The 20,894-nt window shown below is 47.3% G+C and carries 22 protein-coding genes; 3 read left to right on the forward strand and 19 right to left on the reverse strand.

Features of this window, described 5'->3' with window-relative positions; all coding sequences use genetic code 11:
• Positions 1–228 precede the first annotated feature (228 nt).
• Positions 229–1,617: a sensor domain-containing diguanylate cyclase gene (locus tag QCB44_RS08270; protein WP_279409369.1), complete on the reverse strand. Its 1,389-nt coding sequence runs from the start codon at positions 1,615–1,617 to the stop codon at positions 229–231.
• 224 nt (positions 1,618–1,841) lie between these two features.
• On the opposite strand from QCB44_RS08270, the gene QCB44_RS08275 reads away from it, so the two are divergent.
• Together QCB44_RS08275 and QCB44_RS08280 are read left to right on the forward strand one after the other, a co-directional pair.
• Positions 1,842–4,121 carry an ATP-dependent DNA helicase RecG gene (locus tag QCB44_RS08275; RefSeq protein WP_279409370.1) on the forward strand — a complete coding sequence of 760 codons (2,280 nt, stop codon included), beginning with the start codon at positions 1,842–1,844 and terminating at the stop codon, positions 4,119–4,121.
• A 26-nt stretch (positions 4,122–4,147) separates the two neighbouring features.
• Positions 4,148–4,705 (forward strand): chorismate lyase, encoded by a 558-nt coding sequence (locus QCB44_RS08280; RefSeq protein ID WP_279409371.1) that lies wholly within the window; start codon positions 4,148–4,150, stop codon positions 4,703–4,705.
• Between the two features lies 1 nt (position 4,706).
• Here the strand turns inward: QCB44_RS08280 and QCB44_RS08285 are convergent, their stop codons facing one another.
• Positions 4,707–5,645 carry a hypothetical protein gene (locus QCB44_RS08285; protein WP_279409372.1) on the reverse strand — a complete coding sequence of 313 codons (939 nt, stop codon included), beginning with the start codon at positions 5,643–5,645 and terminating at the stop codon, positions 4,707–4,709.
• Positions 5,646–5,848: 203 nt separating this feature from the next.
• Between QCB44_RS08285 and QCB44_RS08290 the strand changes: the two genes are divergently transcribed.
• A complete protein-coding gene (locus QCB44_RS08290; protein ID WP_279409374.1) occupies positions 5,849–6,349 on the forward strand; it encodes a hypothetical protein in 501 nt (166 codons plus the stop codon).
• Between the two features lie 27 nt (positions 6,350–6,376).
• Here the strand turns inward: QCB44_RS08290 and ubiA are convergent, their stop codons facing one another.
• The 17 genes from ubiA to mnmG all read right to left on the reverse strand — a co-directional run bounded on the left by ubiA (position 6,377) and on the right by mnmG (position 20,858).
• Positions 6,377–7,252: a 4-hydroxybenzoate octaprenyltransferase gene (gene ubiA / locus QCB44_RS08295; protein WP_279409375.1), complete on the reverse strand. Its 876-nt coding sequence runs from the start codon at positions 7,250–7,252 to the stop codon at positions 6,377–6,379.
• Entirely contained in the window at positions 7,249–7,524 is a 276-nt protein-coding gene (locus tag QCB44_RS08300) for a hypothetical protein (protein ID WP_279409376.1), read from the reverse strand. Before QCB44_RS08300 ends, ubiA begins: the two co-directional genes overlap by 4 nt.
• A gap of 18 nt (positions 7,525–7,542) precedes the next feature.
• Positions 7,543–8,907, reverse strand: coding sequence for a bifunctional UDP-N-acetylglucosamine diphosphorylase/glucosamine-1-phosphate N-acetyltransferase GlmU (gene glmU / locus QCB44_RS08305; RefSeq protein ID WP_279409377.1), 1,365 nt, complete (start codon positions 8,905–8,907; stop codon positions 7,543–7,545).
• 129 nt (positions 8,908–9,036) lie between these two features.
• Complete coding sequence (locus tag QCB44_RS08310; RefSeq protein ID WP_279409378.1) at positions 9,037–9,471, reverse strand: F0F1 ATP synthase subunit epsilon; 435 nt, start codon at positions 9,469–9,471, stop codon at positions 9,037–9,039.
• Between the two features lie 6 nt (positions 9,472–9,477).
• Positions 9,478–10,860, reverse strand: coding sequence for a F0F1 ATP synthase subunit beta (gene atpD, locus QCB44_RS08315; protein ID WP_279409787.1), 1,383 nt, complete (start codon positions 10,858–10,860; stop codon positions 9,478–9,480).
• A 29-nt stretch (positions 10,861–10,889) separates the two neighbouring features.
• Positions 10,890–11,750, reverse strand: a complete 861-nt coding sequence (atpG, locus tag QCB44_RS08320) for a F0F1 ATP synthase subunit gamma (RefSeq protein WP_279409379.1) — start codon at positions 11,748–11,750, stop codon at positions 10,890–10,892.
• 14 nt (positions 11,751–11,764) lie between these two features.
• Entirely contained in the window at positions 11,765–13,306 is a 1,542-nt protein-coding gene (gene atpA, locus QCB44_RS08325; protein WP_279409380.1) for a F0F1 ATP synthase subunit alpha, read from the reverse strand.
• A gap of 15 nt (positions 13,307–13,321) precedes the next feature.
• The gene (locus QCB44_RS08330; RefSeq protein ID WP_279409381.1) at positions 13,322–13,858 is read right to left on the reverse strand and encodes a F0F1 ATP synthase subunit delta; all 537 of its coding nucleotides are present in this window, start codon (positions 13,856–13,858) and stop codon (positions 13,322–13,324) included.
• A 10-nt stretch (positions 13,859–13,868) separates the two neighbouring features.
• The gene (locus QCB44_RS08335) at positions 13,869–14,339 is read right to left on the reverse strand and encodes a F0F1 ATP synthase subunit B (RefSeq protein ID WP_279409382.1); all 471 of its coding nucleotides are present in this window, start codon (positions 14,337–14,339) and stop codon (positions 13,869–13,871) included.
• Between the two features lie 58 nt (positions 14,340–14,397).
• Positions 14,398–14,688 carry a F0F1 ATP synthase subunit C gene (gene atpE / locus QCB44_RS08340; RefSeq protein ID WP_028485619.1) on the reverse strand — a complete coding sequence of 97 codons (291 nt, stop codon included), beginning with the start codon at positions 14,686–14,688 and terminating at the stop codon, positions 14,398–14,400.
• Between the two features lie 170 nt (positions 14,689–14,858).
• Positions 14,859–15,674 (reverse strand): F0F1 ATP synthase subunit A, encoded by an 816-nt coding sequence (gene atpB / locus QCB44_RS08345; RefSeq protein ID WP_279409385.1) that lies wholly within the window; start codon positions 15,672–15,674, stop codon positions 14,859–14,861.
• Between the two features lie 11 nt (positions 15,675–15,685).
• Entirely contained in the window at positions 15,686–16,048 is a 363-nt protein-coding gene (locus tag QCB44_RS08350) for an ATP synthase subunit I (RefSeq protein WP_279409388.1), read from the reverse strand.
• The gene (locus QCB44_RS08355; RefSeq protein WP_279409389.1) at positions 16,032–16,316 is read right to left on the reverse strand and encodes an AtpZ/AtpI family protein; all 285 of its coding nucleotides are present in this window, start codon (positions 16,314–16,316) and stop codon (positions 16,032–16,034) included. The genes QCB44_RS08350 and QCB44_RS08355 overlap by 17 nt, the downstream gene beginning before the upstream one ends.
• Positions 16,317–16,552: 236 nt before the next feature.
• The gene (locus QCB44_RS08360) at positions 16,553–17,422 is read right to left on the reverse strand and encodes a ParB/RepB/Spo0J family partition protein (RefSeq protein ID WP_279409391.1); all 870 of its coding nucleotides are present in this window, start codon (positions 17,420–17,422) and stop codon (positions 16,553–16,555) included.
• A gap of 57 nt (positions 17,423–17,479) precedes the next feature.
• Positions 17,480–18,247 carry an AAA family ATPase gene (locus tag QCB44_RS08365; RefSeq protein ID WP_279409392.1) on the reverse strand — a complete coding sequence of 256 codons (768 nt, stop codon included), beginning with the start codon at positions 18,245–18,247 and terminating at the stop codon, positions 17,480–17,482.
• Positions 18,248–18,308: 61 nt separating this feature from the next.
• Positions 18,309–18,950 carry a 16S rRNA (guanine(527)-N(7))-methyltransferase RsmG gene (gene rsmG, locus QCB44_RS08370; protein ID WP_279409393.1) on the reverse strand — a complete coding sequence of 214 codons (642 nt, stop codon included), beginning with the start codon at positions 18,948–18,950 and terminating at the stop codon, positions 18,309–18,311.
• Between the two features lie 9 nt (positions 18,951–18,959).
• Positions 18,960–20,858, reverse strand: a complete 1,899-nt coding sequence (gene mnmG, locus QCB44_RS08375) for a tRNA uridine-5-carboxymethylaminomethyl(34) synthesis enzyme MnmG (protein ID WP_279409394.1) — start codon at positions 20,856–20,858, stop codon at positions 18,960–18,962.
• Positions 20,859–20,894 lie beyond the last annotated feature (36 nt).

Below are 20,894 nucleotides of genomic sequence, written 5' to 3' on the forward strand. Positions count from 1 at the left end.
CTCAAAAAGAAATTCAGCGCTTGATAAAGCAATATCAAGCCCTTGAAGAAGATTTCCTTCACGCGATACAGTGTGAAAATGGACAGGCCTGCCCAAACAGCGCGTTAAAAACCGTACACTTTGCCAGTCAAAATTCAAAAAACCAGGATTAAATACACTCTAGGTACATGCCAAAAAGACTCGGACCAAAACATGAAGAAGGAGGCTGTTTGGCAGCGAGATAAACCGTTAGCGCCTCTGCATTTTATGCCGATACATCGCGGCGTCCGCTTGTTTAAGCAGAAATTCGACACTATGCGGTTGCAGGTCGATTAACACCGCACCAATACTCGGCGGCGTAATGATTCGATGTCCGAGAATAAGGTAAGGTTCTGACAACGACTCATAAAAACGCTCTTTGGTCTCCTCCAATGTTCGGCTGGCCTCTTCCGGATTCTGTCCGATCTTATTCAACAAAACAACAAACTCATCGCCGCCCATCCGCGCCGCCAAGTCTTCTTTACGCACCGACGCTTGAAGACGATCACCGAAAGCAACCAGTAAGGCATCACCCACATCGTGGCCGTAGTGATCATTCACCATTTTAAAACCATCCAAATCCATATAAAGCAACCCCGAATAGTCGCCATGCTTTTGAGCCTCTTCAATCACGTCACCTAAGAACTTCAGAAGCTTGCGACGATTTGCCAACCCCGTCAGTTCATCATGAAGAGACAGATGATTGAGCTTATTAAACAGATACCCCCGTTTACGTTCATAATGAACACCAAACCATAATAAGCTCACCCATAATAAAAAGAACAGCGCCAAAGAGAGCGTGGCTATTTTTGCCACCTTGGCCACAAAAGCGCTCTTTACCTCAGGATTTTCAACGACAACCGCTTCCCACAAAGTATGTGCAACACGTTCGCGTGCACCGATACGCTGAAGCTCTTGAGGTTGCAGAAAGAACTCTCTCGACAACTTGTCACGACTGCCTTGTGCGGTCGCTTCAATGAGTCCCGGTTTGTCGACACGAAGCAGGTAAGTGGTGTGATTGGATAGCTGATTTTCTTTGAGCGCCTCCACCAAAGAATCGGTTTTAAAGCTCATGAAGAACACCAGTTTTTGCTGATTCCAAAAAACCGGAAACATCATATCGAAATGATAGGCATCCGGCTTGGCATGGATTTGAGGCTGATAGTCAAAATAAGGTGTGTTGCGTCCAATCATCCCAGCGGTTTTTTCGATATCTTCCCGGCACGCTTCGCTAACAAACAGGTCCAAATCCCCCCACAGGGGTTCACCTAATTCATTTGCAATCGTAAACGCATACATTTCTGGAAAATAGAGTTTAAAGCGCGCTTTCAGCGCATCCTGCATTTTATCGACGGTTTTATAGTGTTCCAGATCCTTAAGCCAAAATTCGTCGAGGGAAACCGCTATCATGCGTTTACGCAGGGAAGAGATAACGCTATTAATGCTGTTAGCCGAGAGGTGAGCCTGCTTTGTCATCAACTCTTGTTGATACCGGCTAAACTGCCGGAGCTCGGAATCCACACGCCACCACATAAGCGACGTTACCAATACAAATAACGACGCCATCATCATCAAAAAAATTGCTTTTGAACGGCGCATGCTTGATCCCCCCTCTTCTGCCACCCGGCATCATATGACCTTGAAAGCGAACTTCACTTCAACGTCATCCGCAGGAAATGAGGAATAGGCTATTGAAATGCTTAAAAACACCTTCCCTAGCCATTTCTTACTATTTTACCTGGTTACCTATACAATCGGTTAACCATTAACCATCCCTAATATCTGTTAAAATTTTCGCAAAGCACTTATCTTGTTCACAACCCATGCTATCCAATTATCCTATTACCAATCTAAAAGGCGTCGGTCCGAAACAGCAGGAAAAACTGCACCGTCTAGGCCTGCATACGGTCCAAGATCTGTTGTTTCATCTGCCCTTACGTTATCAGGATAAAACCCGCCTTACCGCCATAGAAAACCTATTTGTCGGACAAGAAGCGCTGGTAGAGGGCGAAATTTTCTCGCAACACCTGACCCGGGGACGTCGTAATAGTTTGCTGGTTAAAATCCAGTCGCCTGGCGGAGGCTTCTTAACCCTGCGTTTCTTTCATTTTCATTTTCGCCAGGCACAGCAGTTTGTCCGCGGTAAAACATTAAGAGCTTTCGGTGACGTTCGAGTCGGTCCAAATGGATTGGAAATGGTTCACCCACTGTATCAATTTATCGACATCAACGATCCCCCTCCTCTTGAACGAACGTTAACGCCAACCTACCCGACAACCGAAGGTTTTGGGCAGGCGAGCATTCTAAAATTGATTAAACAGGCACTGGTGCTTTTACAACAGCACCCTCTTGAAGAGCTGCTGCCAGCAGGCCTGCTTAAAACCTATCAGCTGCCTGACTTAAATCACGCGATCCGCACCCTGCATCAACCACAGCCAGAAGATGACTTGGCGGCGATGAAACGTTTTACGCATCCAGCGCAACAACGCTTGATTCTAGAAGAACTCACCAGTCACCAAGTTGGTTTGCAACAACTGCGTCAGCTTGAAAAACAGCGCCAATCCCCTCCCTTGCCGGCAAGCCAAATGGCTAATGAACTCATCGCCTCACTGCCCTTTACGCTGACAAGCGCTCAGCAACGCGTATTGCAAGAAATTCAAAAAGACCTGAGCAAAGAACATCCAATGCAACGTCTGGTGCAAGGGGATGTCGGCTCCGGTAAAACGATCGTCGCCGCCTTAGCCGCGATTCAGGCCGCTGAAGCCGGGTTTCAGGTGGCCATTATGGCTCCGACAGAGATTCTTGCCGAACAGCATCGCAACGCCTTTGACGAATGGCTGCAGCCGCTCGGTATTGAAGTTGCCTGGCTCAGCGGAAAAATGAAAGCGGCGGAAAAACGCTATGTCCTCCAACAGATTGAATCCGGAATCGCTAAAGTGGTGATTGGCACTCACGCCCTGTTTCAGGAGGCGGTTAATTTCGACCAACTAGGCTTGGTGATTATCGATGAGCAGCACCGTTTTGGCGTCCATCAACGTCTGTCACTACAACAGAAAGGCCAAAAGATCGTCCTGGAAGGCGGTGATGAGGAAAGCGTAGCGCAGTTAGCTCACAGTACCAATGAGCATCGGAAGCACGAAGATAACCCAGTATCAGAGGGAGATAATTGGTCGAAGATCGCGGCCGCCGAGACGCGATTAGCGGAGTGTACTCAGAGTGTACATGAGCAGCGCAGCACCTCAGCTAACAAAGAGCTACGACAAATTAGACCCACGCAGGTGCATCCCCATCAATTGATTATGACCGCCACGCCGATTCCTAGGACGCTGGCCATGACAGCCTACGGCGATCTCGACCTGTCTGTGATTGACGAACTTCCACCCGGCCGGCAAACGATTGATACCGCGGTGATCAGCAATGAAAAGCGTACAGAGGTCATGAGTCATCTCGCTGAAAAATGCCATCAAGGCATACAGGCCTACTGGGTTTGCCCGTTAATTGAAGAATCTGAATTGCTGCATGCCCAAGCCGCTGAAGTCACCGCCAACCAGTTTAGCGAGCGCTGGCCTGAGCTGCGTGTAGGTTTAATTCACGGGCGTTTAAAAGGCGAACAAAAAACCTTGGTCATGCGCGCATTCAAAAACCACGAACTCGATCTGCTGGTGGCGACCACCGTGATCGAAGTGGGCGTCAATGTCCCCAATGCCAGTCTGATGATTATTGAAAATGCCGAACGCCTTGGCTTGGCGCAACTGCACCAGCTCCGAGGACGCGTGGGGCGCGGCAGCTTGAAAAGCCACTGCGTTTTGCTTTATCAGCCTCCGCTTTCAGAAACAGGAAAAGCACGTTTACAAATTATGCGCGAAACCAATGACGGCTTCCGTATCGCAGAAGAGGATTTAAAAATCCGCGGACCAGGAGAAATTTTAGGTACCCGGCAAACGGGCGGGTTACAATTTAGAATCGCTGATCTGCGCCGCGACGCCGAATGGATTCCGGCAGCACAGCAATGTTCGGCCGAATTGGTTACAACTTACCCGCAGCAGGTTGAAAAGCTTCAGGCGCGCTGGATTGGCGATAACATCGAATACCAACACGCCTGATCATGGCTAGATTTAAACAGGTATCAATGCACTGGAAACCCACTCACTTACTTAAACGCCTCGGTGCTTCTCCGGAAATCAACTCCTGGATGAGTACTCCGGGCTCGCTGACGCAACGAATTCGACAGGCCTGCCCGGAAATGCAGGTTCAAATCCTCTCTGAAGGATGGCAAATTCCACTGGCCAGCGAAGCACAACGCCTTGGACTTCCCGATTGCCGAAAAGCCTGGATCCGTTGCGTCCTTCTTAAATGTCAACAACAGAGTTGGGTTTATGCCCGCACCGTGATACCTGATATGCGGCCTGGAAGCCCTTGGTTTTCACTGCAAAAATTGGGCAGTCAACCTTTGGGGGAAGTGCTGTTTGAACTAAAAAACTTGCAAAGATCGCCGTTTGAATGGTCGCGCAACCCTTTGCAAGCTTGGCCACTGATAGAGCAGGCCCTGACAAAATCCATGCCGCTGGCATTCACAGAAACCAGTTATGCGCGACGCTCCTTATTCACTCGCCAATATTCGCCTTTACTCCTAACTGAAGTGTTTCTACCCGATCTCATCCTCAACCACGCAAGCAAAGACTCGTAATTTAAATACGGCTATAGAAACGCATCTCCAACATCAACATCAACGTTAAATCCGCCTGGGCAAAGTCATTTTCTTCCGTAAAACGCACACCGGGTTCGATCTCGAAATACAGCCAGTTTTTATAGGCCTTTTCTCGCCAATTGACGGCCACGCCATAATCTGTATTGTGAAACCCCGGGCCTTGCGTGTCCCAATCAAACCGGAGCTGATAGGTCAGCAAACGGTGCGGATTGACTCTTTGATACAGTAGAAACCGTTCAATTAAATCGTAATACCCATCATCATGCCACCAAACGCCATCTGTTTGGCTACGAAACAGATAGACCTCGTCCAATTCATGGTCAAATACCAGCTTGGATTCCAATCCTGGTCCAGCGACTCGCTCCCAAAATAGATTTTGACTCATGCGACTTGTCCAATCATTTTTAAGCTGCCACTCATAGCGCTTTTTCAGGCGCACATAAGGGTCGGGATCAATAATGTTTTGGAAGTTCAAACCAAAATCCAACAGGGTGGCCAGTTTGTCATACTCCTCGAGCATGACCTGAAACCCCAAGGACGCTGTACCTTCTTCTTCGGTTACATCCCGTGCCAAGTCACTGTTGACCTGTCCTTTAACACTGGTGTCTTCGGAGGTGATCAACAAGTGCCAACGTTTCGCTATCTTGGGAAAAGCCAGTTTTGCTCTCATTCTCAAGGACATTTCCACTTGGCCAGAATCATGAAAAATGACCGGTGTCATGACATCTAACCGGCTACCTCGCGCATATTCAAACGACTCCTGAGTGCCAAAATAGTCATCAATGAGCTCACTGGTTTCCTGAACATGCCCTCCCAACCAGACTTGAAAGTTTTCCATTTTTTGCAAGCCTTCATAAATGAGGCCGGAATCGAGATCTTGCAACAGATATTCTTTAGCCGATGGAGCGGTCTTATCCATGACTTCAACAGAATCAGAGGAGGAGGCTGGCGGGGATGGCTTTAAGGCTGGTTCCGTTTCTTCGGCATACACCTGGCCGAACGAGAATATTAGCCCGAGCAGGACTAAGGAGTTTATAATAGTGTTCCGTATTCCAATCTGCAATGGAACGCCCTCAACGCCTTATTAAAACGGATCCAGTCTCTTGAAACTGATTTAAAACCATGTCTGATGTCATCTCACAAATACAAGCTTCTTACCAGACCATTGAAGATAGAATACTCTTAAAAATAAAAACACACAATGAACAGGTATATTCTGCCTGGATTACCCGCCGCTACCTGACGCTGTTAATTCCAGCACTGCAAGGGCAGCATCCGCAAACCGGTGAAACCCTATTTTCAAATGAACAAACCACAGAAACGCCCACTCAAGAAACACCATTAGACAGCGATTTTGGACAGAACTACCAAGAATCGGAACAGGCTGACTATCCGCTAGGCAAAGAACCCATCCTACTCAGCAAAATCACTTTCAAAGGCTTGGGCAGCGACTTCCCTCAACTTAATTTAGAACCTGAAAGCGGGCCTGGAATCGGCTTGCCCTTACAGCCACAAATCTTGTCGATTTTATTAAAAATTTTCAGTCATGCTCTTCAGGCTGCCGACTGGCAGTTAGAGTTAGAACCTATTCTCCAACTGCCGCCTCAAACACGATTGCAATAGGCAAACACATTTGAAATCTTTCTGTGTCTATCTGTCGCCTAAAGGAATCAACCAAATCGAATCGGCGATCAATCCCAGCAGGATAATGACGCCAATCCAGTGATTCTGTAAGAAGACTTGAAAGGCAATATGCGGGTCATTCGTAAGTAAACGCCATGAGTGCCAAAAGAACAAACCGGCTACGATGAATAAACCCAGATAATAGAAAAGACCGAGTGAAAACAGCAGGCCTGTCCAAATCAGCAAACCAAGCATAATCATTTGAAAGAACGCGATCATTGGAACCAAGTTCTTATCAAATAAAATGGCCGTGGATTTGATGCCGACTTTTAAATCATCTTCTTTATCGGCCACGGCATAAGCCGTATCGTAAATCAATGACCAGACCAGGGTGGCAACAAAAAGAGGCCAGGCCTGCCAAGGAACACGATCTTGAACGGCGGCAAACGCCATTGGAATAGCCCAGGCAAAGGCCGCGCCAAGAAACGCCTGAGGCCAATAGGTATGACGTTTCATAAACGGATAGACTGCCGCCAACACCACGGCGCCGAATGAAAGCAGGATGGTGAGGGTATTCAGTGTTAAAACGAGAAGAAAAGCGATCACACAGAGCACGACAAAGAACCCTAACGCTTCTTTGACTGATATCGCTCCTGTGGCGAGAGGACGTTGACAGGTACGACGGACATTACCGTCAAAGTTTCGATCGGCATAATCGTTAATGACACAGCCGGCAGAACGCATTAAAACCGCTCCAAGAATAAAAACGACTAGAACCCACAGTGGCGGCATACCTCCGGCCGCCAGCCATAAGGCCCATAAAGCAGGCCATAACACGAGATAAATACCTACCGGCCGATTGATACGGGTTAAGGCAATATAAGCCTGCCATTTACTCATCATTGCTCTTCCAGACGGTTAACCATTTCGCTGATTTCTGTGTAGGCTTCGGGGGTCATTTCCAACTGCGCTTCAGCTTTACCTTGGACTTCTTTATAGTGTAGCCACAGTGAACTTGTAGATTCGTTATCGATCGCTTTCTGCCATTTCAGAACATAGCCCCAGCCCACGAGATGCGCCTGCCCGGCATCCTGACCTTTCAATAGCCAACCTTTGAGCTGTAGCTGAGTCTTAAGAGCCTCAATCAATTTGGGATTGACAGGAAGATAACGCATAAAATTCAACAGGCCTGATCAGTTTTTGGCCGGCTTTGTCCACCCTTTAATGGTGACCTGCTTGCTCCGGCTTAGAGTCAATTCACCCTGAGGAGCCTCTTTGGTAATGGTCGAGCCGGCACCGATCGTCGCATCGTCATTCACTTTGACGGGAGCCACCAGTTGGGTATCAGAACCGACAAACACACGGTCACCGATCTCAGTCAGATGTTTGTTGACGCCGTCGTAATTGCAGGTAATCGTACCGGCACCAATATTTACGTCTCTGCCCATGACCGTGTCACCGATATAACTCAAGTGATTCACTTTCGAACCTTTGCCAATTCGGGCTTTTTTGGTTTCAACGAAATTACCAATGCGCACCTCATCCGCCAGTTCGCTCCCCGGTCTTAAGCGGGCGTAGGGGCCAATATTACAATCGCGGCCGATATGGCACTCTTCAAGATGACTGAATGGGTGGATCACACAACCAGCCTCAATAGTGACATTCTTCAGATAGCAGTTCGCCCCGATCGTCACCTCATCGGCAATACGGTTATGTCCTTCAAACAGTACATTCGCATCAATAAAGACATCACGGCCAGCGTCTATCGGACCACGAATATCAATACGATTGGCGTCTGCAAGTGTCACGCCATCGCACATCAGTTGATCGGCTAACAAGCGTTGATAGCGACGCTCTAAATTCTGCAGCTGAAGCTTATCGTTAACCCCTAGCACTTCCACCTCATCAGCAGGCTGAGAGGTTTGCACAGTAAACCCATCGGCGACACACATGGCAATAATATCCGTCAAATAATACTCGCCCTGCGCATTGTTATTATCTAACTGACCTAACCAGCGTTTAAGGTGTTTTCCGCTGACCGCCATAATGCCTGTGTTCACTTCATTGATCGCCAACTGTTCCGTCGTAGCGTCTTTCTGTTCGACAATCGCAGTCACTTCATGGTGATGGTCGCGGACGATACGGCCATAGCCCGTCGAATCATCCAAATTGAGCGTTAACAGCGCTAAAGGATGGTATTCATCAACCAAACCGATCAAATCTTTGAGTGTCGCCGGAGCAATCAATGGCACATCACCATATAAAATCAGTACCGTATGATCCTCTTTAATTAGCTGATCCGCAACCGCAACGGCATGGCCCGTTCCGAGCTGTTCAGTTTGTTCAACCCATTCGATTTCTTCTGATGCAAAACACTGCTTGACCAGATCAGCCTGATGTCCGACAACCGTCACAATTTGATCACAATAAAGAGACTGTGCCGTATGGATAACATGGGCTAATAGTGGCTTGCCGCCTAAAGGCTGCAATACCTTGGGAAGATTGGATTTCATGCGGGTACCTTTACCCGCTGCCAGAATGAGAACGCTTAAAGACACGTTGGATACTCCGAACCACTCAAAAAATAACTTTAAAAGAAAGCTTAGTCATTAGATTAAACTTTCTTTTAGTGTTTTTTTCAGAAAAAAAAAGCGCCTAAAAGGCGCTTTTATGACTTAGATTAACGATTACGCCAACCCAGTTTTATGTAAACGATCACGCAACTTGGTGATAGTTTGAATTTGCGCAACGGCTTCCGCTAATTCCACTTGAGCGCGAGCAATATCAGTATCCGATTTTGCTTGGTCCATAGCTTCCTCAGCACGACGTTTAGCTTCCTCAGCAGCCGCTTGATCAAGATCCTCCGCACGGATTGCAGTATCAGCTAGTATAGTCACAACACTAGGTTGTACTTCAATAATACCACTGTTAACGTAGAAGAAATCTTCTTCGTCACCACTTACCACACGAACTTGTCCAGGCTTTAAACTACTGATGAACTGGGTGTGGTGAGGCATAATACCAACCTCACCGTCGGCAGCCTGTGCAAACAACATCTCTGCCTTACCAGAAAACAAAGACCCCTCTGCACTAACAATATCTACTTGCATTGAGACTGCCATAATTCATTAACCTTCGTATTTTTTCGCTTTTTCCAGAACTTCGTCAACATCCCCAGCGTACATGAATGCTTGCTCAGGAATGTGATCCAATTCACCATTCAGGATCATCTTAAATCCACGAATAGTTTCTTTCAAAGGCACATAACGACCGTCTTCACCAGTGAACACTTTCGCTACGAAGTATGGCTGAGAGAAGAAACGCTGCATCTTACGAGCACGTGCAACCGTAGCACGGTCTTCTTCAGACAGTTCATCCATACCTAGGATCGCGATGATGTCTTTCAACTCTTTGTAACGCTGTAGAGTTTGCTGTACACCACGTGCCACTTCGTAATGCTCCTGACCAACTACTTGAGGGTCAAGCTGACGTGAAGTTGAGTCCAAAGGATCGATCGCTGGGTAAATACCCGTTTCCGCGATGGCACGGTTCAATACAACTGTCGCATCCAAGTGAGCAAACGTTGTCGCTGGAGCTGGATCCGTCAAGTCATCCGCAGGAACGTAAACGGCCTGGATAGAGGTGATCGAACCCACTTTAGTAGAAGTGATACGCTCCTGAACCTGACCCATTTCTTGAGCCAAGTTAGGCTGATAACCTACCGCAGAAGGCATACGACCCAACAATGCAGATACCTCAGTACCAGCCAAAGTATAACGGTAGATGTTATCTACGAAGAACAGGATATCACGACCTTCGTCACGGAAGTACTCAGCCATAGTCAAACCAGTCAAAGCAACACGCAGACGGTTACCTGGTGGCTCATTCATCTGACCGTAAACCAGAGCAACTTTATCAAGTACCCCGGACTCTTCCATTTCATAGTAGAAGTCGTTACCTTCACGAGTACGCTCACCTACACCAGCAAATACTGAGTAACCCGAGTGCTCGATCGCGATATTACGGATCAACTCCATCATGTTAACGGTTTTACCAACACCGGCACCACCGAACAGACCAACTTTACCACCCTTAGCGAAAGGACAGATCAAGTCGATGACCTTAACACCAGTTTCTAGAAGCTCCTGAGACGCTGCTAGTTCATCAAACGCAGGTGCTGCGCGGTGAATTGTGTTGCGTTCTTCAGTTTCAACTGGACCTGCATTATCAATTGCATTACCCAGTACATCGAAGATACGACCCAAAGTTGCCTTACCAACCGGAACAGAGATCGCTTCACCTGTGTTCTTAACTTCCATGCCACGCTTAAGACCGTCGGAAGAACCCATCGCGATTGCACGTACGACGTTATCACCAACTTGTTGCTGAACTTCAAGAGTTAAACCAAGTTCATCAACTTTCAGAGCGTCATAGATTTTTGGTAAATCAGCACCTTTAAACTCGACGTCGATAACCGGGCCGATAACTTGTACTATTTTTCCACTCATAATCTTTAACCTTTTATTGAAATACTTCAAACTTAAACAGCTGATGAACCTGCAACAATCTCAGAAAGTTCCTGAGTGATCGCTGCCTGACGTGCTTTGTTATACGCCAGCTTCAGGTCATTAATCATCTGGCCTGCGTTGTCAGTAGCATTCTTCATGGCCATCATTCGTGCACCCTGTTCACAGGCTGCATTTTCAACAACGGCACCGAATACCAGACTTTCGATATATCGACGCATTAACAGATCCAGTGCTGTTTTAGCATCAGGCTCATACAAATAATCCCAATGCGTTTCAGCTTCCGCTTCAGCTTCTAGAGGAACCATTTTTTGAACAGTTGGCGTTTGCGCCATAGTGTTCACAAATTCGTTTGAAGCGATATAAATTTCATCAATATCGCCGGCATCAAATTTGTCTAGCAGGACTTTGACTGTCCCTACCAGGTCCTCAATATGAGGTGTATCACCTAGGTCAGATACCGTAGCAACAACGTTACCGCCATAACTACGGAAAAAACTTTTTGCTTTATTACCAACCAGGGCAAGTTCAACCTCTACCTTAGCTTCCTGCCATTGCTTAAGCATTGGCAGAATTTTACGGAATAAGTTTGAGTTTAAACCACCACAAAGACCGCGGTCTGAAGAGATCACAACCAATCCAACACGTTTTACACTGTCACGCTCCTGAGTATAAGGATGCTTATATTCAGGATGCGCGCCGGCAACATGAGAGATCACTCTCTTCACTTTCTCAACATACGGTTTGGTAGCTTCCATGCGGGCTTGCGCCTTACGCATCTTGGAAGCTGCCACCATTTCCATGGCTTTGGTGATCTTTTTGGTATTTGTTACGGAAGCAATTTTTGCCCGTATTTCTTTACTACCGCCTGCCATGGCTTACCCCTTTCTTAGTAAACGCCGTTTGATTTGAATGCTTCGATACAAGCTTTTACACCTGCAACGATTTCATCATTCCAGTCGCCTTTTTCATTAATTTTAGCGGCTAGATCAGCGTGTTCAGAGTTTAGGTAAGCATGCAATGCAGCTTCAAAGTCCAGTACCTTTTCAACTTCAACGTCGTCTAGGTAACCTTCGTTTGCAGCGTACAGAGACGTAGCCATCTCAGCAATAGTCAAAGGCGAATACTGCTTCTGCTTCATTAACTCAGTTACTCGCTTACCACGTTCTAGCTGAGCTTTAGTCGCCGCATCTAGATCAGAAGCGAATTGAGCGAATGCCGCCAATTCACGGTATTGAGCCAAGTCTAGACGGATACCACCACCCAGTTTCTTGATTGCTTTAGTTTGAGCTGCACCACCAACACGAGATACAGACAGACCCGCGTTAACCGCAGGACGGATACCTTGAGCAAACAAACCTGTTTCAAGGAAGATCTGACCATCTGTGATCGAGATTACGTTAGTTGGTACGAATGCAGATACGTCACCTGCTTGGGTTTCAATGATAGGCAGTGCTGTCAAAGAACCGGTCTTACCTTTTACTTCACCGTTAGTAAAACGCTCTACATAATCTTCGTTTACACGAGCGGCACGCTCAAGAAGACGAGAGTGTAGGTAGAAAACGTCACCAGGGAAAGCTTCACGTCCAGGAGGACGACGTAGCAACAATGAAATTTGACGGTAGGCTTGTGCTTGCTTAGTCAAGTCATCATAGATGATCAAAGCATCTTCACCGCGGTCACGATAGTATTCACCCATCGCACAACCAGCATAAGCTGCCATATACTGTAGCGCCGCTGGATCTGAAGCGTTAGCTGCAACGATAACCGTGTTCTCCATTGCACCGAACTCTTCAAGCTTACGACGTACGTTGTTTACAGTCGAAGCTTTCTGACCCATTGCAACGTAGACACATTTCACGCCAGTGTTCTTTTGTGAAATGATCGCATCGATTGCAATCGCAGTCTTACCCGTCTGACGGTCACCGATGATCAACTCACGCTGACCACGACCAACAGGAATCATAGAGTCGATAGACTTGATACCGGTCATCATTGGCTGATCAACCGATTTACGGTCGATTACACCAGGAGCGATACGCTCAATCGGTGAAGTTGTTTTCGCATCAATTGGACCTTTTCCATCGATTGGACGACCCAAAGCGTCAACAACGCGACCCATCATTTCTGGGCCTACTGGTACTTCAAGAATCTTACCAGTACAGGTTACTTTGTCACCTTCTGAGATATGTTCATACTCACCAAGGATTACCACACCTACAGAATCTTGCTCTAGGTTAAGAGCCATACCGAAGGTGTTTTCATCAAATTGAACCATCTCACTGTACATTACGTCTGACAAACCGTGAATCAGAGCAATACCGTCAGCAATACTAACGACTGTCCCTTCACTGCCAGACTCTGCAGCACCTTCAAAACCGGCGATACGGTCTTTAATTAGGCTACTGATTTCAGAGGCATTCAATTGCATGTTTGTTCCTCTCCATTATTGGGCGATTGCTGCGCCAAGTTTGTTTAGTTGTGAAACCGCTGAGCCGTCAACAGCCCAGTCACCTACTTTGATCTTGATACCGCCGATCAATTCAGGGTCCACTTCATATGTGACCTCTACTTCGGCATCAAACTTGGCATTTAAAGCAGCACTTAATTTTGTCTTCTGCTCATCCGTAGCTTCTTGAGCTGAAATAACGGTGGCACGAACGCGTTTTTCTTCAGCGTCTCTCAAAACTTCAAAAGTTTGAGAAACCTGAGGTAGCGCAGCCAAACGTTTATTTTCTGCCATCAGAGTTAGAAGGTTTCTACCTTCTGCAGACAGCTTGTCACCCATCACACCTTCAAAAACGGTAATCACGTTTTCTTCAGTATAAGCGGGGTTGTCCAACATTGCTTGCATGGCTTCATCTGAAGCGATCAATGCAAGATTAGCAAGCTGATCCGACCACTCTGTCAGCTGATTCTTATCTTTTGCGAAAGCAAAAGCCGCTTCAGCATACGGTCTAGCAATTGTCATTAATTCTGCCATAGAAGTACCCTTAGATTGATTTAACTAGGGTTTCAAGCATGTCATTGTGTGCAGATGCATCCACTTCTTTACGAAGAATTTTTTCAGCACCCGATACAACTAGAGTTGCCACTTCTTTACGAAGGTCTTCTCTTGCACGACTCACTTCTTGCTCAATTTCGGCTTGGGCAGCAGCTTTAATACGGTCAGCTTCTTCGTTCGCTTTTACTTTCGCATCTTCTACGATTTCAGAGCTACGCTTTTCAGCTTGACTCAGGATGTTCTGAGCTTGAGCTTTAGCTTCTTTAAGCACTTCTTTGGCTTTTTGTTCAGCTAGTTCAAGCTCATGCTTACCTTTCTCAGCAGCAGAAAGACCGTCAGCAATTTTCTTCTGACGTTCTTCCATTAGCTTAGACAGCGGCCCCCACAGCACTTTGTTCACAAACCAGACCAACAGCACAAAAGCAATGATCTGGATGAGAAGCGTTGCATTAATACTCACGGTGGTTACCTCGCCATTCGTTAATTAAATTAATATTCGGTCTAATCAAACGTCTAGATTAAGCACCTAGAGCAGCAGTCATAGCACCGACGAATGGGTTAGCAAACAAGAACCACATAGCGAAAGCTAGGATGATGAATGGGAAAGATTCCATCAGACCAGCGAAGATGAACATGTTAGTCATAAGAGCAGGACGCATCTCAGGCTGACGAGCGATACCTTCTAGAGTTTTAGAACAGATCAGACCCCAACCAATAGCTGAACCCAGACCAGCAGCAGCCAAAATTACACCTACACCAATAGCAGTTGCAGAGTAGATATCAGCAATCATAGTAGCAGTTACTTCCATCGACTTTCTCCTAAAGTTTTACAAGTTTAAAGTTAAAAAAACAAAAGTTAAAAAAAGCTTTTTACCTTCCGATCTCTTTTGAGAAACCTTAAAGCAGGTGCGCTTAAACCTTTTTGGAAGCCCAGTCAAAACTGAACAGGCCTCCTATTCTTTTTATTGCTATCTAAAGCTTAGTGACCTTCGTCGTGAGCCATTCCTAGATAAACAATCGTAAGCACCATAAAGATAAAGGCCTGTAAGGTGATCACCAACAAGTGGAAAATCAACCAACCTAAATCCAACAGAACCTGAAGAGGTGCCCAGAATAAGGCAGCGGCACCCACTGCCAAAGTTCCACCGATCAAAGCGATCAGCAGGAATACCAACTCACCCGCGAACATGTTACCGAACAAACGCAGAGCAAGAGAAAGCGGTTTAGAAACTTCTTCGATCAAAGTCATCACAATGTTGACTGGTACAAAGAACTTACCAAATGGATGGAACAGGAACATCTTAATGAACCCGCCAACACCCTTAATTTTGATGTTATAGAAGATAATCAGTGCAAAAACAGTGAACGCCATTGCCAGGGTGGTGTTCAAGTCAGTCGTTGGCACAACTTTCAGATAAGCGTGAGAGTCGCCAGTAATCAACTGATACAGATACGGCAGCAAATCAACCGGAATCAAATCCATGAAGTTCATCAACCAAACCCATAGGAAAATAGTCAATGCTAATGGCGCAATCAAAGGGTTATGACCAGGGAAGGCATCACGTACGTTAGTGGAAACGAAGTCCAGAATAGATTCCACAAAGTTCTGGAATCCACCCGGAGTGCCTGACTCCAACTGTTTTCCTAGACGGGCTGCAGCAAACACAATTAGTGCGCCCAGCAACAAACTCACGACGATGGTATCCATGTTAAAAGTCCAGAAACCTTCGCCGATGCTATTATTTGTCAAGTGGTGTTGAATATACTCGACAGTTCCCATTTTTTCAGCACTCAAGGGTCTTCTCCTTAGTCAGTCAAACGACGCTTGCCTTTAAGATTAAACATCTGGCCCAATTGCATTACGACAAACGTCAATACAACCGCCATCGGTTCAAATTTAAAGAGCGCCAGCCCTAAAACAAACAACACAGCCAACAGAACAAATCGGATGACTGCACTCAAATATAAAACCAGTATGCCCCTTTTCGGGTCTTCTTTTGCCGTGCTATCGGCTTTCTTAAATGTCAGGCTCAACATCAGCACGTTCATTATGCCGACAAAGAATCCATAAGCCGCTGAAGGCCCTTGTCCCAATACAGCAAACACAACAATGGCGACAATTCCGATCGCCCCTTGAATCACCAACGGCTGGCTAAGATTTTTGTTCATCTTTTTCTTCTTTTGTTTCCGCCGGTAGATCTATTCTGCTGGTCAGTCTGTGAACTTTCTGTATGCCGCCAATAAACCCTAAAACGGCACAACCAAGCAAGAAAATCGGTGTCGTATCAAACAGTTGGTCCAAAGCGTAGCCTACCAAAAAACCGGCTACAATCATCGAGGTGAACATTGAACCCGCACTTAACAGCAGGAAATTCAAAGCCGGCTTAGGCTTTGCTTGTTCACTCTTTTTCCTTGCCTCTGAACCTAACTCAGTCATCTAATGACAAACTCTATAATGATACTTTTTAGCTGAAACTTCTTCAACCTAAACGGTCGCACATAATATAGCTTTATGCGCCTAAAAGCCAGCTTAGATGTTTGTTTTTTACAGTTTTTTCTTCAGGCTTTTTTCCACCTCACTAGATAGTGTATTAATTTTTTTTATAGCCACTAGATATATTAAATCCAGCCGTAAAAGGCTTTTGATTGAGATTTCCTATTAGTTTTCGGCAACTAAAAAAGATTTAATAAACGTTCTAACTCTTCTGGGGTGTCATAACTGATCTCCAGTCTGCCTTTTCCATTTTGGCGGTGGTTGATTTTCACTTTGGCTGAAATCTTTTCCGCTAGCGCCTGCTGTTTATGCTGAATCTCAGCCAGTTGTGGCAATCTCTTTTCTTTGGCCGCCTTAATGATTTTTTTAGGCACCAGTACCTGCTGCACGGCCTCTTCCATTTCACGGACCGACCAACCTTTCTGCACGGCTTTCTCCACCAGTTCCAACTGCAACTCTTCCGGTAGAGAAATAATCGCTCGAGCATGCCCCATGCTAATTTCGCCATCATGCAAAGCTTGCTGAATACTGTCCGGCAGTTTCAATAAGCGCAACAAGTTTGAAACAGCAGCACGAGAACGCCCTACCGCATCGGCAACGGCTTGCTGGGTCAATTCAAACTCTTCCATTAGACGCTTAAGCCCTACTGCCGTTTCAATCGGGTTCAAATCTTCGCGCTGGAGATTCTCGATTAACGCCATCGCCAGGGTGGCCTGGTTATCCGCTTGACGCACCACAACCGGCACCTTGTCCAGCCCCGCCAACTGGGCTGCACGCCAGCGACGCTCTCCAGCAATAATTTCAAAGCTGTCACCTTCCAGAGGTTTCACCACAATCGGCTGCACCACCCCTTGGACACGGATCGAACTTGCCAACTCCTGAAGTGCCTCCTCATCAAATTGCTGACGTGGCTGATAACTGCCCGGCTTAAGCTGTGTTACCGAAAGCTTTTCAACACGCAAATCTGTACTGCTATTATCAGATTTCTGTTTTGCACCGATCATGGCGTGGATGCCACGATTTCCCATTCCAGAACGTTTTTTTGCCACGAGCTATTTACCTTTTTCAGCCATTACCAAAGAGCGGCGCCCTTCGTACCAGTTTGATTAAATTTGTGTTTTCCGAATCAGTTCATTTGCCAACGCCAGATAGGCAATGGCACCATTTGACGACGGGTCATAATCCAAAATCGATTCACCATAACTTGGCGCTTCCGCAAGGCGCACGTTTCGCGGAATAATGGTCTGAAGCACTTTCATCCCAAAGTGGGCGACCAATTCATTGGAAACGTCATTCGCCAGATTGTTGCGGCGGTCATGCATGGTTCTTAAAAGACCATCGATATGCAAGGAGGGGTTGAGCTGCTCTTTGACCGTTTCAATGGTGTCCATCAGTGCAGACAATCCTTCCAGAGCAAAATACTCACACTGCACCGGAACCACGATGCCATCGGCCGCAGTCAGTGCATTCAGAGTCAACATATTCAGTGTCGGAGGGCAATCAATCAGCACCGCATCATACTGGGTGCGTACCTTTTTCAATACCTTGCGCAGGCGCTTTGGTCCCATATCCTCTTCTAACAGCGCCACTTCCGCTGCAGTTAGATCACCATTGGCCGGCAACAGGTCCAAACTGGCCTGCTCGACATTCTGAATCGCGTTTTTGGGCTTTGATTCGCCAACCAGGACTTCAAAAATGGAATTATCCAATTGATCTTTATCCACGCCAATGGCGACAGTGGCATTCCCTTGAGGGTCCAAATCGATCAGCAGCACGTTTTTTCCCAAGCGGGCCAGAGCGGCCGCCAAATTGACACTGGTCGTGGTCTTGCCCACGCCTCCTTTTTGATTCGCCAATGCAATCACTCTGCCCACGAAATGCCACCTAGCCCTTACTGTTTGTTACTGTTTGCTTGTTATGTAATTGAATTTTCAATTAGGAGTCTGTCTCTTTACTGGCTTTGACCAGAATGCGCTGCGCATCCAAACCCGGCACCTGCAGATCAATAATCTCATCGATTTTAACCAGGCCTGGCAGGTTTGAGTAATCCTCAAACTCTTTTTGTGCTTTCATCGCCCACCAGTGACCATCTGATTTTAATAGATGCTCTGTCCAATGCAACATATCTTGCATCGAAGCAAACGCGCGCGACACCACGCCATCATACAACGTGCTCGGCTGATACTCTTCTACGCGTTGATGCAGAACTTCGGTATGGATTAATCCAAGCTCGGCTTTCGCTTGAATCAAAAAACGGGTCTTTTTACTGTTGCTGTCCAACAGGTCTATCTTGCGATCCGGATAGCAAATTGCGAGGGGAATTCCAGGCAGGCCTCCCCCAGTGCCCACATCAATGAGACGATCGCTGCTAATGTGCGGCACTACCGCCAAACTGTCGAGCAGATGCTTAACCAGCATTTCCCGAGGATCACGAATGGCCGTCAGGTTATAAACCTTGTTCCATTTATGCAGCAGAGCCAGATAATCCAGCAGTTTATCCACCTGCTCCTCGGAAAGATCCAAAGCAATCTGGTTTAATCCGCTCTGCAGCTGGGTACGCAATGCAATTCGATCCATCTTTACCTCTTAAGCGACACGATTGCCGGAGCGGTGTTTTTTAATGGAAATCAGCAAAATCGAAATGGCCGCCGGGGTAATGCCGGAAATACGACTCGCCATCCCTAACGTGGCCGGCTTATGATCCCGCAGTTTCTGCTTCACTTCGTTGGAAAGTCCGGAAATCGCGTCCAGATCCAAATCCTCCGGAATTTTCACCGCTTCGGAACGCTTGAGCTTGTCGATTTCCACCTTCTGACGCTCGATGTAACCGGCATATTTGGCTTCGATTTCGATCTGATCAACCACCTCTTCGGCCTGCACACCATCACCAAACGCCTCCAACTCCGCCAAAGCGTTATAGCGAACATTGGGGCGCTTCAAGAGATCAAAAAGGCTCTGTTCCTTGCTCAACGGCAATTCCATTAACGCTTCGGCTTTTTTCGCTTCCGCATGCGCCGGGTAAATCCAGGTCTGTTTCAAACGCTGAAGCTCTTTTTCCAGAGCTTCCATTTTGGTTTCATAGGTAAGCCAACGTGCATCGTCAATCAAGCCGAATTCACGCGCGATCGGCGTCAAACGCTGATCGGCATTGTCTTCACGCAACATCAAACGGTATTCGGCCCGCGAAGTGAACATGCGGTAAGGTTCATTGGTGCCCAAAGTGATCAGATCGTCCACCAAAACGCCGATGTACGCCTCGTCACGGCGTGGATACCACTGCTCTTTCAGCTGCGCCCGGCGTGCGGCATTCATCCCCGCCAACAGCCCTTGTGCAGCTGCCTCTTCGTAACCGGTGGTGCCGTTAATCTGACCGGCAAAATACAGGCCGTGAATATGTTGCGTTTCCAGTGTCGGCTTCAAGCCGCGCGGATCAAAATAATCGTATTCAATCGCATAGCCAGGACGCATGATCTGCGCGTTTTCCAAGCCTTTCATTGAGCGCACAATCTGCATCTGGGTTTCAAACGGCAAGCTGGTGGAAATACCATTCGGATAGAGTTCGTTACTGGTCAGCCCTTCCGGTTCGATAAACACTTGGTGGCGGTCTTTGTCGGCAAAACGCATCACCTTGTCTTCAATCGACGGACAGTAGCGCGGCCCAACGCTGTCGATCTCTCCCTGGTCGGAATACATCGGCGACTGATCAAGTGACGCCATAATTGCTTCGTGGGTCTGGGCGTTAGTGTAGGTGATGTAACAGGGAATCTGTTTTGGGTGCATGCTGCGCTTGCCCATAAACGAGAAGACCGGCGCCGGATCGTCTCCCGGCTGGATTTGCATGGCCTCAAAATCCACCGTACGTGCATCAATCCGCGGCGGGGTTCCGGTTTTTAGACGGCCGACCGGCAAGTCCAGCTCCCGCAAACGGGCCGCAAGACGGTTCGCCGGGGCGTCTCCGGCACGCCCCCCCTCATAGTTCTGCAAGCCGATATGAATGCGTCCGGCCAAAAAGGTACCGACCGTCAAAACCACCTGATTGGCGTAAAACTTCAACCCCATACGGGTTTCTACACCGCGCACCTGATCGCCTTCCAGAATCAAATCTTCAACCGGTTGTTGAAAAATCGACAGATTCACCTGGTTTTCCAATCGGGTACGGATCGCCTGACGGTAAAGCACACGGTCCGCCTGTGCACGAGTAGCTCGTACTGCAGGGCCTTTGGAGGCATTCAAAGTACGAAACTGAATTCCGGCTTCATCAATCGCCAAGGCCATAGCGCCGCCAAGCGCGTCCACCTCTTTAACCAAATGCCCTTTTCCAATCCCGCCGATCGCAGGGTTGCAAGACATCTGCCCCAAGCTATCGATATTGTGTGTCAACAACAGGGTTTTCAGCCCCATACGCGCAGACGCTAACGCTGCTTCGGTTCCCGCATGGCCGCCACCGACAACAATCACGTCATAATTTGAAACTTGAGCATCCATGCGATCTTCCTCAGGGTAAAACTCAGAAAAGGTTGG

Source organism: Thiomicrorhabdus sp. zzn3 (assembly GCF_029767755.1).
GTDB lineage: Bacteria > Pseudomonadota > Gammaproteobacteria > Thiomicrospirales > Thiomicrospiraceae > Thiomicrorhabdus.

Coding starts and splice junctions, on each gene's coding strand:
- QCB44_RS08270 (WP_279409369.1), bottom strand. CDS start 1,617: ATGCGCCGTTCAAAAGCAATTTTTTTGATGATGATGGCGTCGTTATTT.
- mnmG (WP_279409394.1), bottom strand. CDS start 20,858: ATGGATGCTCAAGTTTCAAATTATGACGTGATTGTTGTCGGTGGCGGC.
- QCB44_RS08350 (WP_279409388.1), bottom strand. CDS start 16,048: ATGAACAAAAATCTTAGCCAGCCGTTGGTGATTCAAGGGGCGATCGGA.
- atpA (WP_279409380.1), bottom strand. CDS start 13,306: ATGCAATTGAATGCCTCTGAAATCAGTAGCCTAATTAAAGACCGTATC.
- QCB44_RS08280 (WP_279409371.1), top strand. CDS start 4,148: ATGCACTGGAAACCCACTCACTTACTTAAACGCCTCGGTGCTTCTCCG.
- QCB44_RS08310 (WP_279409378.1), bottom strand. CDS start 9,471: ATGGCAGTCTCAATGCAAGTAGATATTGTTAGTGCAGAGGGGTCTTTG.
- ubiA (WP_279409375.1), bottom strand. CDS start 7,252: ATGATGAGTAAATGGCAGGCTTATATTGCCTTAACCCGTATCAATCGG.
- QCB44_RS08275 (WP_279409370.1), top strand. CDS start 1,842: ATGCTATCCAATTATCCTATTACCAATCTAAAAGGCGTCGGTCCGAAA.
- QCB44_RS08285 (WP_279409372.1), bottom strand. CDS start 5,645: ATGGATAAGACCGCTCCATCGGCTAAAGAATATCTGTTGCAAGATCTC.
- QCB44_RS08300 (WP_279409376.1), bottom strand. CDS start 7,524: ATGCGTTATCTTCCTGTCAATCCCAAATTGATTGAGGCTCTTAAGACT.
- atpE (WP_028485619.1), bottom strand. CDS start 14,688: ATGGAAGTAACTGCTACTATGATTGCTGATATCTACTCTGCAACTGCT.
- rsmG (WP_279409393.1), bottom strand. CDS start 18,950: ATGGATCGAATTGCATTGCGTACCCAGCTGCAGAGCGGATTAAACCAG.
- QCB44_RS08330 (WP_279409381.1), bottom strand. CDS start 13,858: ATGGCAGAATTAATGACAATTGCTAGACCGTATGCTGAAGCGGCTTTT.
- QCB44_RS08290 (WP_279409374.1), top strand. CDS start 5,849: ATGTCTGATGTCATCTCACAAATACAAGCTTCTTACCAGACCATTGAA.
- atpG (WP_279409379.1), bottom strand. CDS start 11,750: ATGGCAGGCGGTAGTAAAGAAATACGGGCAAAAATTGCTTCCGTAACA.
- QCB44_RS08355 (WP_279409389.1), bottom strand. CDS start 16,316: ATGACTGAGTTAGGTTCAGAGGCAAGGAAAAAGAGTGAACAAGCAAAG.